This is a genomic window from Photobacterium sanguinicancri, assembly GCF_002265265.1.
Classification (GTDB): domain Bacteria; phylum Pseudomonadota; class Gammaproteobacteria; order Enterobacterales; family Vibrionaceae; genus Photobacterium; species Photobacterium sanguinicancri.
In genome coordinates, this window is sequence record NZ_NOIF01000132.1 from 1 (window position 1) to 14,563 (window position 14,563).

Sequence of the window (14,563 nt, forward strand, 5' to 3'; positions counted from 1 at the left end):
GCATTAATTACACTTGGATTTTGACAGCTCTGGAGGATCGTTCAACCGATCATATTTACGCTAACTGATCGGCATTACCGCCGAGAGGCGGTTTTTTTGTGGCCAAAATTCAGGCTAGAAACTTAGGCTGGCGTACCACTATGGAATTTGAAGTCAGTATCGGGTGATGAAATGAGGTCAGCTTCGATGTTGGCAAAGTATGCAATGCGTTCTGAAATGTCTTTGCCTGCAATTTGCTCTGCGAGTGTGAGATAGTCTTGATAGTGGCGTGCTTCCGATCGTAATAAAGAGATATAAAACTTCTCAATGTCTTTATCAAGGTGCGGCGCAAGTTTGGCAAAACGTTCACACGAGCGAGCCTCGATGAAGGCGCCAATAATCAGCTTGTCGATCAGGGCATCAGGTTCGTAACTGGTAACGTGCTTGATGAGCCCTTTAGCATAACGACCCGCATCGATCAGTTCATAGCTAACGCCTTTCTTTTCCATTAGCTCTAACACCTGATAGAAGTGGTGCAGCTCTTCTTTGATCAGCAATACCATCTTATCAATCAAATCTTGGCTGTAAGCACAGTCTGCGCGTGGCGTTATTTGTTTTGACGCGTTGCTTTTACCTCGAAGAGACTCAAGCGTCCCTGTCTTTTTATACGCTAAGGCCTCGTAGGGTTTCACCCATTCCGTCAGCTGTTGTGCACTTTCTTTATCGACTGCATATTTACGAATAAGAAAGATTGCACTTTGCGCGGCTTTTAATTCGCACAACATGTGGTCACGCAAAATAACGGAAAGGTTCTCTGGCTTGCGAGCTTCATTAATCCATTCGTCTGGCGTAGAGGCTTTAAGAAACTGGTTTATTGGCGCTAATAGTTCTGAAATCATGAGCTTTTTATAAGAGGCTGATTGCTATATGAGGTTTCATCATATCATAGCGACGCAAGGAAATAATAAGATGCAAAGTGTGAATTAGTGGCAATAAAAAAGGCCGCTAAGCGACCTTTTTAAAAGGGTAAGGAAGAGGGTTACCACTTCTTTTTTGGCTGGAACAATACGTCTAGATCATCTTGATCTTTATTTAGCATGTCTTGGCGTTCTTGCTCTTGTGTTGCTGATTGACTGTTATCAATCTCATTCAGCATCATCTGCAATTTTTCTCGTGCTTGGTTAGCGTAGTTATCGTTTTTACTCGCTAGCACATCAATGCCTTTTTTCAGTAGCTGTTTCGCAGTACCCAATTGACGTTTCATACGTGCATCGTTGGCGCGTTTTACTACGTTTTCAATATTAATACGCAGCTGAATACCTTCAAGACGCGCATTTTCCGCTACAAAAGCTTGTGTCGCAAAGCGGCCCTTGCTGTGTTCGTTCTTCACTACTGTCTTCAAGCGCTTCACTAATTGCAGCATGCCTAACGCTTGCTTATCTGTCGTTGGCGTTTTGAATGGTGCTACATCAGCATTAGAGTAGTTTTGTTGAAGGTGTTGTATTTGCTGAGTGACATTAGTGATACGTGAAGGGAGTGATTTATCTGAAGTATCGGCTTCATGCATACTTTGCAAAGCGTACATAATCCGTTGGTTCAAACAAACCAGTAGCTCTTTGCTATATGGCATATGATGAGCATTACCGATTAAGTCTTCGGTCGCATCAATAATGGCAATATGCTTGGCAAGCTCTTGGTGTTTTGCACTTTCAACACGTTGGCGATACTGAATGATGATGTTATACCCAACGATCAAAATCAGTAATAAGGAAACCAAGCCTATTACTAAAGGTAAGCTCATAAGATAATCAGTTTTCCGTTGCATTTATCATAAGGCTATAAGATACACCAAGTGGCAGAATGGTGATAGCGAGAAGCCTAAAAATGCGCGGTTTATATAACTAATTTAGGCTTTTTGGAAGTTGATCTATTGTGCCTGAAGATGAATGGTCGATTGGATGAAATTTTTGGGATGAATGACTTAATAATTTTTTACAAAAAGCGCTATGTCAAATTACCAAAAGCTATAAGAAATGCTATGAAAACGTAACGAAACGATATATAACAATACGAAATGCATGGTTGCACTGATAAGATGTAACGGACTATAGGTTAGGCGGTACCATGAAATTACAACAACTACGCTACATTGTTGAAGTTGTGAATCACAATTTGAATGTGTCAGCAACAGCAGAAAATTTATATACCTCACAACCCGGTATCAGTAAGCAGGTTCGCTTGCTTGAAGATGAATTGGGTATTCAAATATTTGAACGCAGCGGTAAGCACCTTACAAAGGTGACAACGGCTGGTGAAGAAATTGTACGTATTTCACGCGATATTTTATCTCGGGTTGAGAGCATCAAAGCCGTGGCGGGTGAGCATACCCATCCTGAAATGGGGACGCTGAATATCGCTACAACGCATACACAAGCACGTTATGCGTTACCACAAGTTATTCAAGGCTTTACCGCACGTTACCCTAAAGTGTCGTTACATATGCACCAAGGGACGCCGTCGCAAATTGCCGATGCAGTTGGGAAAGGAACGACCGACTTTGCTATCGCTACCGAAGCACTTCATCTGTATCAGGATATGATCATGTTACCGTGCTACCACTGGAATCGCTCCATTGTGGTTAAAGCTGATCACCCTCTAGCTCAAAAAGACAATATCACTATTCATGATTTGGCCGCATACTCATTAGTGACTTATGTATTTGGTTTTACAGGCCGTTCTGAACTAGATAGCGCGTTTAATCGCTCTGGTCTAACACCACGTATCGTCTTTACGGCAACAGATGCTGATGTAATAAAAACATATGTTCGATTAGGTATTGGTGTTGGTGTGATTGCCAGTATGGCGATGGATCCTGTGACGGACACTGATTTGGTCGCTATTGATGCTAGCCACATCTTTGAAGCGAGTACCACCAAGATAGGTTTCAAGAAAGGCACTTTCCTTCGTTCTTACATGTACGATTTCGTGGAGCGCTTTGCCCCCCATTTAACGCGTAATGTCGTTGATCAAGCGGTGGCACTGAAAACGAATACTGAAATCGAAAGCATGTTTGCCACCATGGAATTACCGGTACGTTAGACTCCAGAGTCTGAAGAGCCAGAGGCTACTCACTATATAGTGTGTAGCCTTTTTTATTTCCATGGTTCAGGTAGACTATGCGCCCGGTGTTTTCCTCTAAAGAATTGCTTTATGCCTAGCTACTCCTCTTTGCTTCAACAGCTTGATACGGCGCTATCAAATACACGTACATTCTGGCAATTTATGCCATTTGCTGAAACAGAGTTAGCTTGGCAGCAATCTCACCCTGAGTTATGTCAGTGGCTAATGTCGCTTAATGATGAGCAAATAGAGGCTCTGACACAAGATACCACCGCCCTGGCAGATGCACTTTCACCTTGGATCCCACAAGCGCATCAATTGATCTCTGTGTCAGAAACCCACCCTTTAACGGTTAGAACCACAACAGCGCTGCCGAAAGGGCTTGATGTCGGTATTCCAGGTCGTAAGTGGACGCAAATTACCGCTTTTAATGCTGCGTTGCCGCAACATAATCTGCCTTGGTTAGAATGGTGTGCAGGTAAAGGGCACCTTGGTCGGGTATTAGCAGCATCGCATCACACCCCTGTGGTGAGCCTAGAGTGGCAAGAGCAGTTATGTATTGATGGTGCAGCTGCTGTGAAGCAATTGGGTTTACCCATTTCATTTGTTCAAGGTGATGCTTTTTCGAATGAGAGTGAACAATATATTGAGGCAGAGCAGCATGCTGTTGCGCTTCATGCTTGCGGTGATTTACATGTATCGCTATTACAGCGAGTCGCTAATAAACAAGGCCGCGCGGTTAGCGTTTCACCGTGCTGCTATCACTTAATCCGTGATAAGCATTACCAAGCGTTATCGAACATCGCTAAATGCAGTGATATCGAACTATCAAAACATGATCTCCGTTTGCCGCTACAAGAAACAGTTACAGCTGGACAGCGGGTACGCCGTCAACGATTTGTTGAAGTGAGCTATCGGCTAGGATTTGATTCATTACAACGTCATGTATTAGGTAGTAATACTTATTTGCCTGTACCTAATATTCAAAAAGCGTTATTGAATGAAGGTTTTATGGCATTTTGTATATGGGCTGCAGAAAAGAAAGGCGTGACTTTACCAAGTAATATCGATTTTTGTCATTGGCAAGCAGAAGGTGAGCAACGCTTCGCCATCGTAGAACGTATGGAGTTGGTTCGTCAGCTATTTCGCCGCCCACTTGAGATGTGGCTGGTTTATGATCGTGCCTGTTTTATGGAGGAAGCTGGTTATCAAGTTAATGTAGGTACATTTTGTGATAAACCGACAACGCCGCGTAATTTATTGATTCATGCTGAGTATTTACGTTCAAAGGGCTGAATAGATTGCGACTGCGCCTGAAAGGGAGCACATGACTAAAGAAATTGTACGAATGGTTTGTTTATCGATTTTATCAACGTAAACCATCGCGCACTTATAACCGAGATAAGAGGCGGGAATAAATGGCAGTGATAAGTACAGGTGATGTAGGCTCATATGGCCAACCGGCACTTGGACTATCAAAGACAGTAGGCTGCTGACTACAAAGAATGCGGAGAGGTTAGCTCGGATCAAATTGGCTTCTTGGTGCTGAAGTAGTAGCGCCATTGGTGGTCCGCCGATCCCTGAACTTGTACCAAATAGGCCTGAAAAAAAACCAGCAATGGCGAGGCGCGTACTGTTAGGCTGAATACGGATTGGTAACAAGCTAATGATCACCGCAAGAATAACAATCCCACCAATCCATAGCGATAAGACTTTTAGTTCCACAAAGTAAAGCAATGCACCACCTGCGATTGAACCTGGAATTCGTCCTATAAACGCCATCCATAACCCGTCTAACGAAATGTTCGCTTTAAACTTATAGGCATTCACTAAAGATAAGAATAAGGCGGTAAGAGTAATAGGGGCGGGGACATAGTCAGGTGAGATTTGAAATAGAATAGGGGCGGTAATAATCGCTAAACCAAAACCAATAGAGCTTTGCACAAACGACCCAATAAAAATCATGGTCAAGGCGAGTAACAGGCTGGTATCCATTTCAAATCCTACTCATAAACACGCAAAAAGCACGAGAGTACAGTGTGACATTTGATAAAAGAAAAGGCTCTAAAGAGCCTTTAGACTAAAGCATGATTTTTTTAATTGGAACGGCATTTAAGAGGCTGAAGTTTCGCGCTTCCAGTTCATGCGGTGGCATAGGTCTCCCTAAATAGTAACCCTGACAGTAATCGAAGTTACAGTTTTGCAGATACTCTAGCTGAGATATGGTTTCAACCCCTTCAGCAACAACCTTTAAATCTAACTTTTCACAGATAGCCTGCGTTGCTTCAATAATGGCTTGGCTGCCTTTGTGTTCACCTTGAACAAAACTGCGGTCAAGTTTTACGGTGCTGATCGGTAGATCTTGCAGTTGGGAAAGTGATGAATAGCCTGTGCCAAAATCATCAAGATGAAGCTCGATCCCCAGTGCATCAAGATCTTCTAAGCATTGCTTAGCATCGTCATATTCTTGCAGCATGGTAGACTCTGTGAGCTCTAATGCCAACGATGATGGTTCAAGTTGATACAGTTCCAGCATTTCGGCAACATTGCCTGCTAGGCTGGCTTGCAGTTGAGCGCGTGATAAATTGACACTAATGATGAACTTGCGTTGGTATTTTTTCTGCCATGCAGCTAGCTGCTTACAAGCGCTTTCTAAAATCCACCGTCCCATCGGAACAATTTGACCCGTTTCTTCTGCTAAAGGGATAAATTCTGCAGGCGATACTTGCCCTAATTCTTCATCGTGCCAGCGAATTAAGGCTTCAAATCCTTTTAGGTGGCGGCTTTTTAAATCAACTATCGGTTGGTAGTAGAGCTCAAAGGCTTCTTCTTCCATTGCCACGGTTAAGTGGTGGCGCAGGGTCATTTTTCGGTATAGCGCATCGGCCATTTCTTGTGAAAAATGATGGCTGCGATTACGTCCACGTAATTTTGCACGGTGCATCGCCATATCAGCTTGTGTAACCAAGGTTTCAATGTCGATAGCATCGTCAGGGTAGTGGGTAATACCAATACTACAACCTATTGATAGTTCACCGACTTCTTTCAGATGGAAAGGTCGGTTGAGTACTGCAATTATCTCTTTTGCAAACAGGCTACTGTCCGTGATGAAACGGCGTTCCATTTGAATAATAAACTCATCGCCACCAAAGCGAGCCAATAAGCCTTTTTGCTGCAAAGTATCGTTTAAGCGAATGGCGATTGCGCGCAATAATTTATCACCAATAGCGTGGCCATAGGTGTCGTTAACCAGCTTGAATCCATCAATATCTAAAAAGAGTAAACTATAAGGTTGGCGATCATGATGGGATTTTTTTATAGCGTTAGTAATACCGCGCCGATTCAATAATCCCGTAAGGAAATCGTGTTCTGCGTTGTACTTAGCTTTACGTAATTTCTCTTTTTCAGGACTGATATTGGTAAGGTGCAACAACAGCTGTTGTTTATCTTGTAGCCATTTCCCCTCGATATCAAACCAAAGGTGCTGTTTACCTGTCCAACAAAGCTTTTGTCGGTGAATGACGCTGTTTGCTTGAGCCTCAGTCAACCAGGCATTTGCAAGTTGTCGGTCACCTAAAAAGTGCGCTAAATCTTGGAGTAGAGAACCAAATTCATGTGCGTACACATCGTTGGCACTGATTAAGTCGCCTTGGCACTCGAACAGTAGTGCAAGGTTTGAACATTCAGCAAAAGCGAGTTCACGACGTAACGTTGATTCATCGGCAATTACTTCGACTAACATCGCTGTTCTACCATCTTCTAATGTGAAGCCAGAGAAACAGCAAAGTGCTTTCTTTTGTTTTTGTTTAGGGTTGAAGTTCCACCATGTCTTTATATGTTCACCCCGATGAAAATACTGTTGGTATTCATCAAGAATCGCGTGGACAGCTTGTGACATATCCTTCGCTAAGTCACGGGAGACTAACTCCTCGATAGACGAAGATTCCCATAATGGTAGTGAAGCCTGATTGGCCCAAATAATACGTTTATGATCAATGTCGAATATCCAGACTGGGGACTGAAGGCGATCAAAAAGAGAAAAATGTTGGCTCATTACCAAAGTTTATAATTAGTATCAAGGAATAAGACGTTCAGACTAGCCCAAAACACCTATTAACAATATGAATTTTATGAGGAATCGTGATACCTGTTCATTAATTACAATATCGTAAAGGTTAATTCATTGATTCTTTAGAAGAATTGTTGGTGAGAATGTACCGAAAACGGTTGTTTTTGACTAGAAGGATTAAGATGCTAATTAAATGCAATTTAAGCGTGCCACGCCTAAGGGGGAGACTTTTAGGATGAAGGGTTTAATAAAAAGCCACTCTAACTTATCGAAGCTAAAGTGGCTATGCATTTATTTATCCTACTGCTGGAATAACGCCTGCCATTTGGAGAAATTGAGCACTGATAATAATGATACCACTCAGGGTAACGACAGCAAGAGCAGGCTTACCACCTCGAACTTGGTAGCCGTTTAAGTCTTCATCCATTTCATGATGTTTTTTACGTTGTGCATTGACCATAGCAACAGGCAAGAACAGTGCTAATACAACCAGTGCAATCGCAGCATAACCGAGTGCCATAATAAAGCCTTGTGGGTAGAACAAGGCGAAGCATAGTGGTGGAACAAAGGTAATCAATGCGGTTTGCACTCGCCCGCCCACTTTATCACCACGGTTGAAGCTGTCTGATAGAAAATCAAAGAGCCCTAAGCTAACGCCTAGGAATGACGTCGCTAAGGCAAGATCTGCAAAGATTGAAACCGATTGGCTCACCATAGGGTTATGAAGCATGTCGCTAAGGCTGCTGATGAACATACCAAGGTTAGAGCTACTCATGAGATCAGGTTGGCTTAAAACGCCTTGGCTAGCGATTTGCCATAAAATGTATACTGTTAGCGGGACTGCAGAACCAATCACCATCACCTTTCGGAGCGAGCGAATATCAATGCCTACGTAGCGCACAATTGAAGGAATACTACCGTGAAAGCCAAATGAGGTAAAAACGACAGGCAGTGCTGAAATGACTAACCCTTTCTCTAACGGCATATTAATAAGGTGATCACCTTGTACATGTGGAACAAGCAGACCGAGCATTGTCGCCAAAGCCACAATTTTTAAGCTAAATAATATGCGGTTAATTATATCGACAGAGTGTGTACCAATCGATACCACTGCAGCAATTACCACGGTAAAGCCAATCGTACCGACTTGAGGTGCGACATCCAGATCAAACCAATGAACAAGTTTGTCGTTCATTTGCGCACCACCACCTGCTATGTAGGCTGCACACAGTGCGTAAAATAGAAATAGCATTGCAAAACTAGCAATCACTTGTCCTTTACGGCCGAGTAGGTCACGCGCGAGTGTATGTAAGGTTGCACTAGGACTTGCATATTGATGAACCTCTAGCATCAATAGCGCGGTGTAGGTCATTAGTGCCCAAATGCCCACCATAATCATAATTGCAGTAGAAAAGCCTAATCCCGCAGAAGCAAGGGGGAGGGCAAGCATGCCTGCGCCAATCGTGGTGCCAGCAATAATAAGCATACTGCCAAAGGTTTTGTTCATTGTCATTAGAGGGTCGCTCCCGAAAGTTATCTTGGCGATTTAACGTTTTAGTTATTTGCTAAATCAGTAGGTTGTCACGAGCTTTGCTGCATCGTGATAGCTTTGGGGTGGCCACAGTAGAGTGTGTAATTTAATCTTTACACTTTCTGTTCTACTGCGGCTAGCGATAGTAAGTTGGCTGGTGGCGTGTTATCACAGTTTTGACTCTTTCATTGCTATTATTATTGGTATTCCAGTGTTTGACTAGAATATCTTGGCTGAAAGCTACCTTAAAGCTAGCGAGCTAAACTGTCAACGGTGAATTACTCAGTGTAAAGCAAGCTTTACGGTTTATTTTGGGGGATTCACTCAGTTTGGTATTTGACCTTTTATCTACTTTTTATCGCTATAGAGTGTTAGCGTTAGGTTTGATTATTTTTCAGTAGGTTGAGGCGTAGGCAAGCGACATAGAGCAAGCTAAGATACTCAATGAGCGTGGACTAACGGCGGTGGCCGTTTGTTCTATGAATTAGAGATCACACAAGTGTAAAGGTGAACAGATGCTACACATCGCAATGATCAGTACAGGGGAAGAAGTGTTGCATGGCGACATTGTTGATACCAATGCTGCTTGGCTTTCTCGTTTGTTATTCGAGCAAGGGTTTGCTATGACTCGTAGAATAACTGTTGGTGATCAACTAGAGGTGTTGGCTGAAGAGTTAGTGAGTACGAGTTTACGTAACGACATTGTGATTGTGAATGGTGGGTTAGGGCCAACAACGGATGATTTGACTGCCCAAGCAGCTGCGGTTGCTGCCAACCTTGGCTTGGAGCAATCAGACTACTGGGTCGAACAGATGCTGTTGAAGTATCAAAAACTCGGTCGTGAGATGCCTCAATCAAACCTTAAGCAAGCTATGTTACCTGAAGGTGCCGAACTACTTGAAAACCCTGTTGGGACGGCGTGTGGCTTTGCGATGAAGCTCAATAGAGCTATTTTGTATTTTACACCTGGTGTGCCGAGCGAGTTCAAGCAAATGATCCATGATGAAATTTTGCCAAGGATGAAGCGGCAATACCCTGAAAATACTGCGTTGCGCTGTCATCGTTTCCATACCTTTGGTTTATCTGAATCGGGTATAGGTGAGAGTTTAACTGCGCTGAGTTTGCCTCAAGGATGTGAAATCGGTTATCGCTCGTCATTGCCGTTTATTGAAGTGAAGTTATTTGCAGAGAAAGCGCACCAGCAGGCACAGCAGTTTCATCAGCAAATGATAGATGTGCTGGCTGATCATGTGGTGTCGGTTGAACAGTCTCTGATAGAGAATATTGGCCAGCGCTTAGCCGCAGATAAGCTGACACTCACTGTGGCAGAGCAGTTTACCAGTGGTTATGTGACAAACTGGATGCAAGAAACGCCAGAGTCTCGTGCCCAGTGCCAGCAAGGTTGGGTATTGGCTGGTCAAGTTGATGAGAGTAATAGTGATCAGCTTGCTGCGGTGTTAGCTATGGCGTCAGGAGCACGTGAACGTAGCCAAACGAATGTCGCTCTAGCTTCTGGTATGTGTATCGATGGCAGTGTGGCTATTGCACTGGCGACCCCACAAGGTGACTGGGCACAAACCGTGAAAACGAAACGAGAATATAGCCATAATGCACATCGCACTATGATTGCGACTGTAATGCTAGACATGCTGCGCCGTTGGCTGGAACATAAAGATGTACTGGGTGAGTATGGTTCGTTGGAGCGAATGGGTGAGATCTTTCTTGCTGCGCATCATTAAATAACCACGATTTTCGTGGATGAATCGGTGGCAAAGAAGTGGTGTTGGTTCTAGTGAAGTAAGGGGGATGTGAGAGGTTAATGAAATAGCTAACCTTGAAATACAATGTTAGCTATTTGATACTTCTGCGAGTGTTTCTGGCACGACGTGATAATCAAACTCAACATTGATGTCTGATTTAGGCACCGAGCAACAACTCAGAATTTCATTCTGACCTACAAATGCCATTGAATCTTGCTGATCGACTGCACCGGTTTGAAGTTTGCAGCGACAAGCGCCACACATACCATTGCGGCATTGGTATTCAGGTTGAATTCCTACTTTTTCGAGCTGTACGAGTAAAGGTTCACGGCTATTGCCGTAAACCTTAATGCCGTTAACCATAATGGTTAATTGACTCATAGTTCAAAATCACCAAGATCGTCAGCGCTTACATCATTATCGATTTGGCCAACAAGGTATGAACTGATTTCCGCTTCTTGTGGAGCAACTTGCACGTTATCAGAAGATAACCATGAGTTAATCCAAGGAATTGGGTTTTGGGTCGCTTCAGGGTATGCCTGACCGAGACCAACAGCACTCATACGCAAGTTCGTAATGTACTCAACATATTGGCAAAGAATGTCTTTGTTCAAGCCAATCATAGAGCCATCTTTGAACAGGTATTCAGCCCATTCTTTTTCTTGTTCTGCAGCATCGTGGAAAATGTCGAAACATTCTTGCTGGCACTCTTTTGCAATCTCAGCCATTTCCGGATCATCTTGGCCTGTGCGTAGCAAGTTCAAAATATGCTGAGTACCCGTAAGGTGAAGTGCTTCATCACGCGCAATTAGCTTGATGATTTTCGCGTTACCTTCCATCAGTTCACGTTCAGCAAACGCAAATGAACAAGCAAAGCTCACGTAGAAACGAATCGCTTCTAGCGCGTTGACTGACATCATGCAAAGGTAAAGTGTTTTTTTGATTTCGCGAAGATTAACAACAACTTTTTCACCGTTAACAACATGTGTACCTTCGCCGAGGCGGTGGTAGTTGTTGGTTTGGTTGATCAGGTTATCGTAGTACTTAGAGATATCACCAGCACGCTTGATGATGTGTTCGTTATCCACGATGTCATCAAACACAATCGACGGGTCTTTTACGATATTACGGATAATATGCGTGTAAGAGCGTGAGTGGATTGTTTCAGAGAACGACCAAGTTTCAATCCAAGTTTCAAGCTCAGGAATGGAAACAATAGGCAGTAGCGCGACGTTAGGGCTTCGGCCTTGGATCGAATCAAGCAGCGTTTGATATTTCAAGTTGCTGATGAAAATGTGTTTCTCGTGCTCTGGCAGATTGTTGTAGTCGATACGATCGCCTGAGACATCCACTTCTTCAGGACGCCAGAAGAAAGAAAGTTGCTTTTCGATCAGTTTTTCAAAAATTTCGAATTTCTGTTGATCGTAACGGGCAACATTGACTGGCTGACCGAAAAACATCGGTTCTTTTAGTTGATCGTTATTTGTTTGACAAAAAGTGCTGTATGCCATGATTTCCTCGACATTAAAGGGAGCCGAAGCTCCCATTCAATTCTTTAAATTTTACAACTTGTGCAATCGTCTGCACCTACATCGCCTTGAGCGTCTGAAGCACCATCGCGCGTATTATGGTAGTAAAGCGTTTTCACGCCGAGTTTATACGCGTTAAGCAGGTCTTTTAGCAAGAGTTTCATTGGAACTTTGCCACCAGCTTGCTTGCTTGGGTCGTAGTTGGTGTTCGCTGAAATCGCCTGATCGATGAATTTCTGCATAATACCAACAAGTTGTAAGTAGCCATCATTGCTACCGATGTTCCACAGTAGTTCGTAGTTATCTTTGTACTTACTGTATTCAGGAACAACTTGCTTCAAGATACCGTCTTTCGATGCTTTTACCGATACGAAGCCACGTGGTGGCTCGATGCCGTTAGTTGCATTCGAAATTTGTGAAGACGTTTCAGAAGGCATCAGTGCTGATAGCGTTGAGTTACGTAAACCGTGCGTTTTGATTTCTTCACGCAGTGTTTCCCAATCGTATTTCAGCTCTGCATCACAGATCTTATCGATGTCTTTTTTATAAGTATCGATAGGTAGAATGCCTTGCGCGTAAGTCGTTTCATTGAATGAAGGGCATGCGCCTTGTTCTTTTGCTAAGCCAAGCGATGCTTTCAATAGGTAGTATTGAATCGCTTCAAATGCTTCATGCGTTAAGTTGTTTGCACTACCGTCAGAATAACGAACACCATTTTTCGCTAAGTAGTAAGCAAAGTTGATTACACCAACACCCAGTGTACGACGGTTCATGGTTGAACGGCGTGCTGCTGGTAATGGGTAATCTTGGTAATCAAGTAGGGCATCAAGTGCACGTACTGTTAATTCTGCAAGTTCTTCAAGATCATCAAGTGACTCAATAGCACCAAGGTTAAACGCAGATAGCGTACATAGTGCAATCTCACCGTTTTCATCTTCAACGTTGTTTAGTGGCTTGGTTGGTAGGGCAATTTCAAGACACAAGTTTGATTGACGAATTGGTGCAACTGCTGGGTCAAATGGGCTATGCGTATTACAGTGGTCAACGTTCTGAATGTAGATACGGCCCGTTGATGCACGTTCTTGCATCAGTAGCGAGAATAGGTCGAGCGCTTTTACTGATGTTTTCTTAATGCTATCGTCTTGCTCGTATTTTACGTATAAACGTTCAAATTCAACTTGGTCTGCGAAGAATGCATCGTATAGCCCTGGTACGTCAGAAGGAGAGAATAAAGAAATATTCTCGCCCTTGATCAAACGGGTGTACATCAGTTTATTGAGTTGTACGCCGTAATCCATGTGACGAACACGGTTCTCTTCAACACCACGGTTGTTTTTCAGTACCAGTAGAGATTCTACTTCACCGTGCCACATTGGGTAGAACAATGTCGCAGCACCGCCACGCACCCCACCTTGAGAACAACACTTAACAGCAGTCTGGAAGTATTTATAGAACGGAATACAACCAGTATGGAATGCTTCACCACCACGGATTTCAGAACCTAGCGCACGGATACGACCAGCATTGATACCAATACCTGCACGTTGAGAAACGTAACGTACGATTGCACTCGAGGTTGCATTGATTGAATCAAGGCTATCGTCACACTCGATCAATACACATGAGCTGAATTGACGGGTAGGGGTACGCACACCAGACATAATCGGTGTTGGTAGTGAAATTTTGAACTGTGATGACGCGTCGTAGAAACGCTTGATGTAATCAAGGCGCGTTTCTTTTGGATACTTAGCGAACAAGCACGCAGCAATTAGTATGTATAGGAATTGCGCACTTTCAAAGATCTCACCAGATACTCGGTTTTGAACTAGGTATTTACCTTCAAGTTGCTTAACCGCAGCGTATGAGAAGTTCATATCGCGCCAGTGATCGATAAAGCCATCCATCACTGCAAATTCTTCAGGGGTGTAGTCTTCGAGCAAATGTTGGTCGTACTTACCTTTTTCAATAAGGTTAGTTACGTGGTCATAAAGTGCTGGTGGCTCGAATTTACCGTACGCTTTTTTACGTAGGTGGAAAATCGCAAGGCGTGCCGCCAGATATTGGTAATCTGGCGTTTCTTCCGAAATGAGATCAGCCGCTGATTTGATGATGGTTTCGTGGATATCTTCCGTTTTGATGCCATCGTAAAACTGGATGTGTGATTTCAATTCTACCTGAGAGACAGAAACGTTTTCTAGTCCTTCTGCAGCCCAAGTAATCACTCGGTGAAGTTTGTCCAGTTCGATAGTCTCTTTGCGGCCATCACGTTTAGTAACAGTTAGCTGTTGATTCATTTTTGGCTGTATTCCATTGAACCCCGTGTTTTTGCAATTTTTAGTAATTTGCTAGCAAAGAGTGTGATCTTTGTAACAATTATGTGTTTGCACTGAAAACACTATATATTGGGGTGTTGAGCTTAATGCGTTACAAGATAGTGTTGATGGCGGCGTTTTGCAAGTTGACAAAAAACGACCATCTGTGGATAACTTGGGGATGTGTTATAAATAGTTAGTGCCTACTAACTCACTCAAGCAGATACATAAGTATTAAAGAAAATTGCAACTGATCTTGAGTG

Annotated in this window: 11 protein-coding genes; 3 read left to right on the forward strand and 8 right to left on the reverse strand. The window is 43.3% G+C overall.

Translation table 11 applies throughout. From position 1 onward, the window contains the following. Positions 1-122 precede the first annotated feature (122 nt). Positions 123-878, reverse strand: a complete 756-nt coding sequence (gene miaE / locus ASV53_RS17105; RefSeq protein WP_094957975.1) for a tRNA isopentenyl-2-thiomethyl-A-37 hydroxylase MiaE — start codon at positions 876-878, stop codon at positions 123-125. 140 nt (positions 879-1,018) lie between these two features. Further along, positions 1,019-1,780 carry a hypothetical protein gene (locus ASV53_RS17110; protein ID WP_062688603.1) on the reverse strand — a complete coding sequence of 254 codons (762 nt, stop codon included), beginning with the start codon at positions 1,778-1,780 and terminating at the stop codon, positions 1,019-1,021. 323 nt (positions 1,781-2,103) lie between these two features. Here ASV53_RS17110 and cysB point away from each other — a divergent pair, with 323 nt between their 5' ends. After that, on the forward strand, positions 2,104-3,078 hold the full coding sequence (gene cysB, locus ASV53_RS17115; protein ID WP_062688605.1) for an HTH-type transcriptional regulator CysB: 975 nt from the start codon (positions 2,104-2,106) through the stop codon (positions 3,076-3,078). A gap of 111 nt (positions 3,079-3,189) precedes the next feature. Continuing rightward, positions 3,190-4,395 (forward strand): methyltransferase, encoded by a 1,206-nt coding sequence (locus ASV53_RS17120; protein ID WP_094957976.1) that lies wholly within the window; start codon positions 3,190-3,192, stop codon positions 4,393-4,395. Here ASV53_RS17120 and ASV53_RS17125 read toward each other — a convergent pair. The 3 genes from ASV53_RS17125 to tyrP form a co-directional block, all read right to left on the reverse strand. Then, positions 4,384-5,094: a sulfite exporter TauE/SafE family protein gene (locus ASV53_RS17125; protein WP_094957977.1), complete on the reverse strand. Its 711-nt coding sequence runs from the start codon at positions 5,092-5,094 to the stop codon at positions 4,384-4,386. The two genes, ASV53_RS17120 and ASV53_RS17125, sit on opposite strands and share 12 nt — an antisense overlap. An 85-nt stretch (positions 5,095-5,179) precedes the next feature. Continuing rightward, a complete protein-coding gene (locus ASV53_RS17130) occupies positions 5,180-7,153 on the reverse strand; it encodes a putative bifunctional diguanylate cyclase/phosphodiesterase (protein WP_094957978.1) in 1,974 nt (657 codons plus the stop codon). A 310-nt stretch (positions 7,154-7,463) separates the two neighbouring features. Next, positions 7,464-8,681 carry a tyrosine transporter TyrP gene (gene tyrP / locus ASV53_RS17135; protein WP_094957979.1) on the reverse strand — a complete coding sequence of 406 codons (1,218 nt, stop codon included), beginning with the start codon at positions 8,679-8,681 and terminating at the stop codon, positions 7,464-7,466. A gap of 533 nt (positions 8,682-9,214) precedes the next feature. Here tyrP and ASV53_RS17140 point away from each other — a divergent pair. Then, positions 9,215-10,438, forward strand: coding sequence for a CinA family nicotinamide mononucleotide deamidase-related protein (locus ASV53_RS17140; RefSeq protein WP_189337904.1), 1,224 nt, complete (start codon positions 9,215-9,217; stop codon positions 10,436-10,438). Between the two features lie 108 nt (positions 10,439-10,546). Here ASV53_RS17140 and yfaE read toward each other — a convergent pair whose 3' ends face one another. Genes yfaE through nrdA form a run of 3 tightly spaced genes read right to left on the reverse strand, consistent with a single transcriptional unit; the run spans position 10,547 to position 14,282 of the window. Continuing rightward, positions 10,547-10,840 carry a class I ribonucleotide reductase maintenance protein YfaE gene (yfaE, locus tag ASV53_RS17145; RefSeq protein WP_094957980.1) on the reverse strand — a complete coding sequence of 98 codons (294 nt, stop codon included), beginning with the start codon at positions 10,838-10,840 and terminating at the stop codon, positions 10,547-10,549. Further along, the gene (gene nrdB, locus ASV53_RS17150; RefSeq protein ID WP_094957981.1) at positions 10,837-11,970 is read right to left on the reverse strand and encodes a class Ia ribonucleoside-diphosphate reductase subunit beta; all 1,134 of its coding nucleotides are present in this window, start codon (positions 11,968-11,970) and stop codon (positions 10,837-10,839) included. Before nrdB ends, yfaE begins: the two co-directional genes overlap by 4 nt. Positions 11,971-12,014: 44 nt before the next feature. Further along, complete coding sequence (gene nrdA / locus ASV53_RS17155) at positions 12,015-14,282, reverse strand: class 1a ribonucleoside-diphosphate reductase subunit alpha (protein ID WP_094957982.1); 2,268 nt, start codon at positions 14,280-14,282, stop codon at positions 12,015-12,017. Between the last annotated feature and the right edge of the window lie 281 nt (positions 14,283-14,563).

Coding starts and splice junctions, on each gene's coding strand:
- ASV53_RS17125 (WP_094957977.1), bottom strand. CDS start 5,094: ATGGATACCAGCCTGTTACTCGCCTTGACCATGATTTTTATTGGGTCG.
- tyrP (WP_094957979.1), bottom strand. CDS start 8,681: ATGACAATGAACAAAACCTTTGGCAGTATGCTTATTATTGCTGGCACC.
- ASV53_RS17120 (WP_094957976.1), top strand. CDS start 3,190: ATGCCTAGCTACTCCTCTTTGCTTCAACAGCTTGATACGGCGCTATCA.
- ASV53_RS17110 (WP_062688603.1), bottom strand. CDS start 1,780: ATGAGCTTACCTTTAGTAATAGGCTTGGTTTCCTTATTACTGATTTTG.
- cysB (WP_062688605.1), top strand. CDS start 2,104: ATGAAATTACAACAACTACGCTACATTGTTGAAGTTGTGAATCACAAT.
- nrdB (WP_094957981.1), bottom strand. CDS start 11,970: ATGGCATACAGCACTTTTTGTCAAACAAATAACGATCAACTAAAAGAA.
- nrdA (WP_094957982.1), bottom strand. CDS start 14,282: ATGAATCAACAGCTAACTGTTACTAAACGTGATGGCCGCAAAGAGACT.
- ASV53_RS17140 (WP_189337904.1), top strand. CDS start 9,215: ATGCTACACATCGCAATGATCAGTACAGGGGAAGAAGTGTTGCATGGC.
- ASV53_RS17130 (WP_094957978.1), bottom strand. CDS start 7,153: ATGAGCCAACATTTTTCTCTTTTTGATCGCCTTCAGTCCCCAGTCTGG.
- miaE (WP_094957975.1), bottom strand. CDS start 878: ATGATTTCAGAACTATTAGCGCCAATAAACCAGTTTCTTAAAGCCTCT.
- yfaE (WP_094957980.1), bottom strand. CDS start 10,840: ATGAGTCAATTAACCATTATGGTTAACGGCATTAAGGTTTACGGCAAT.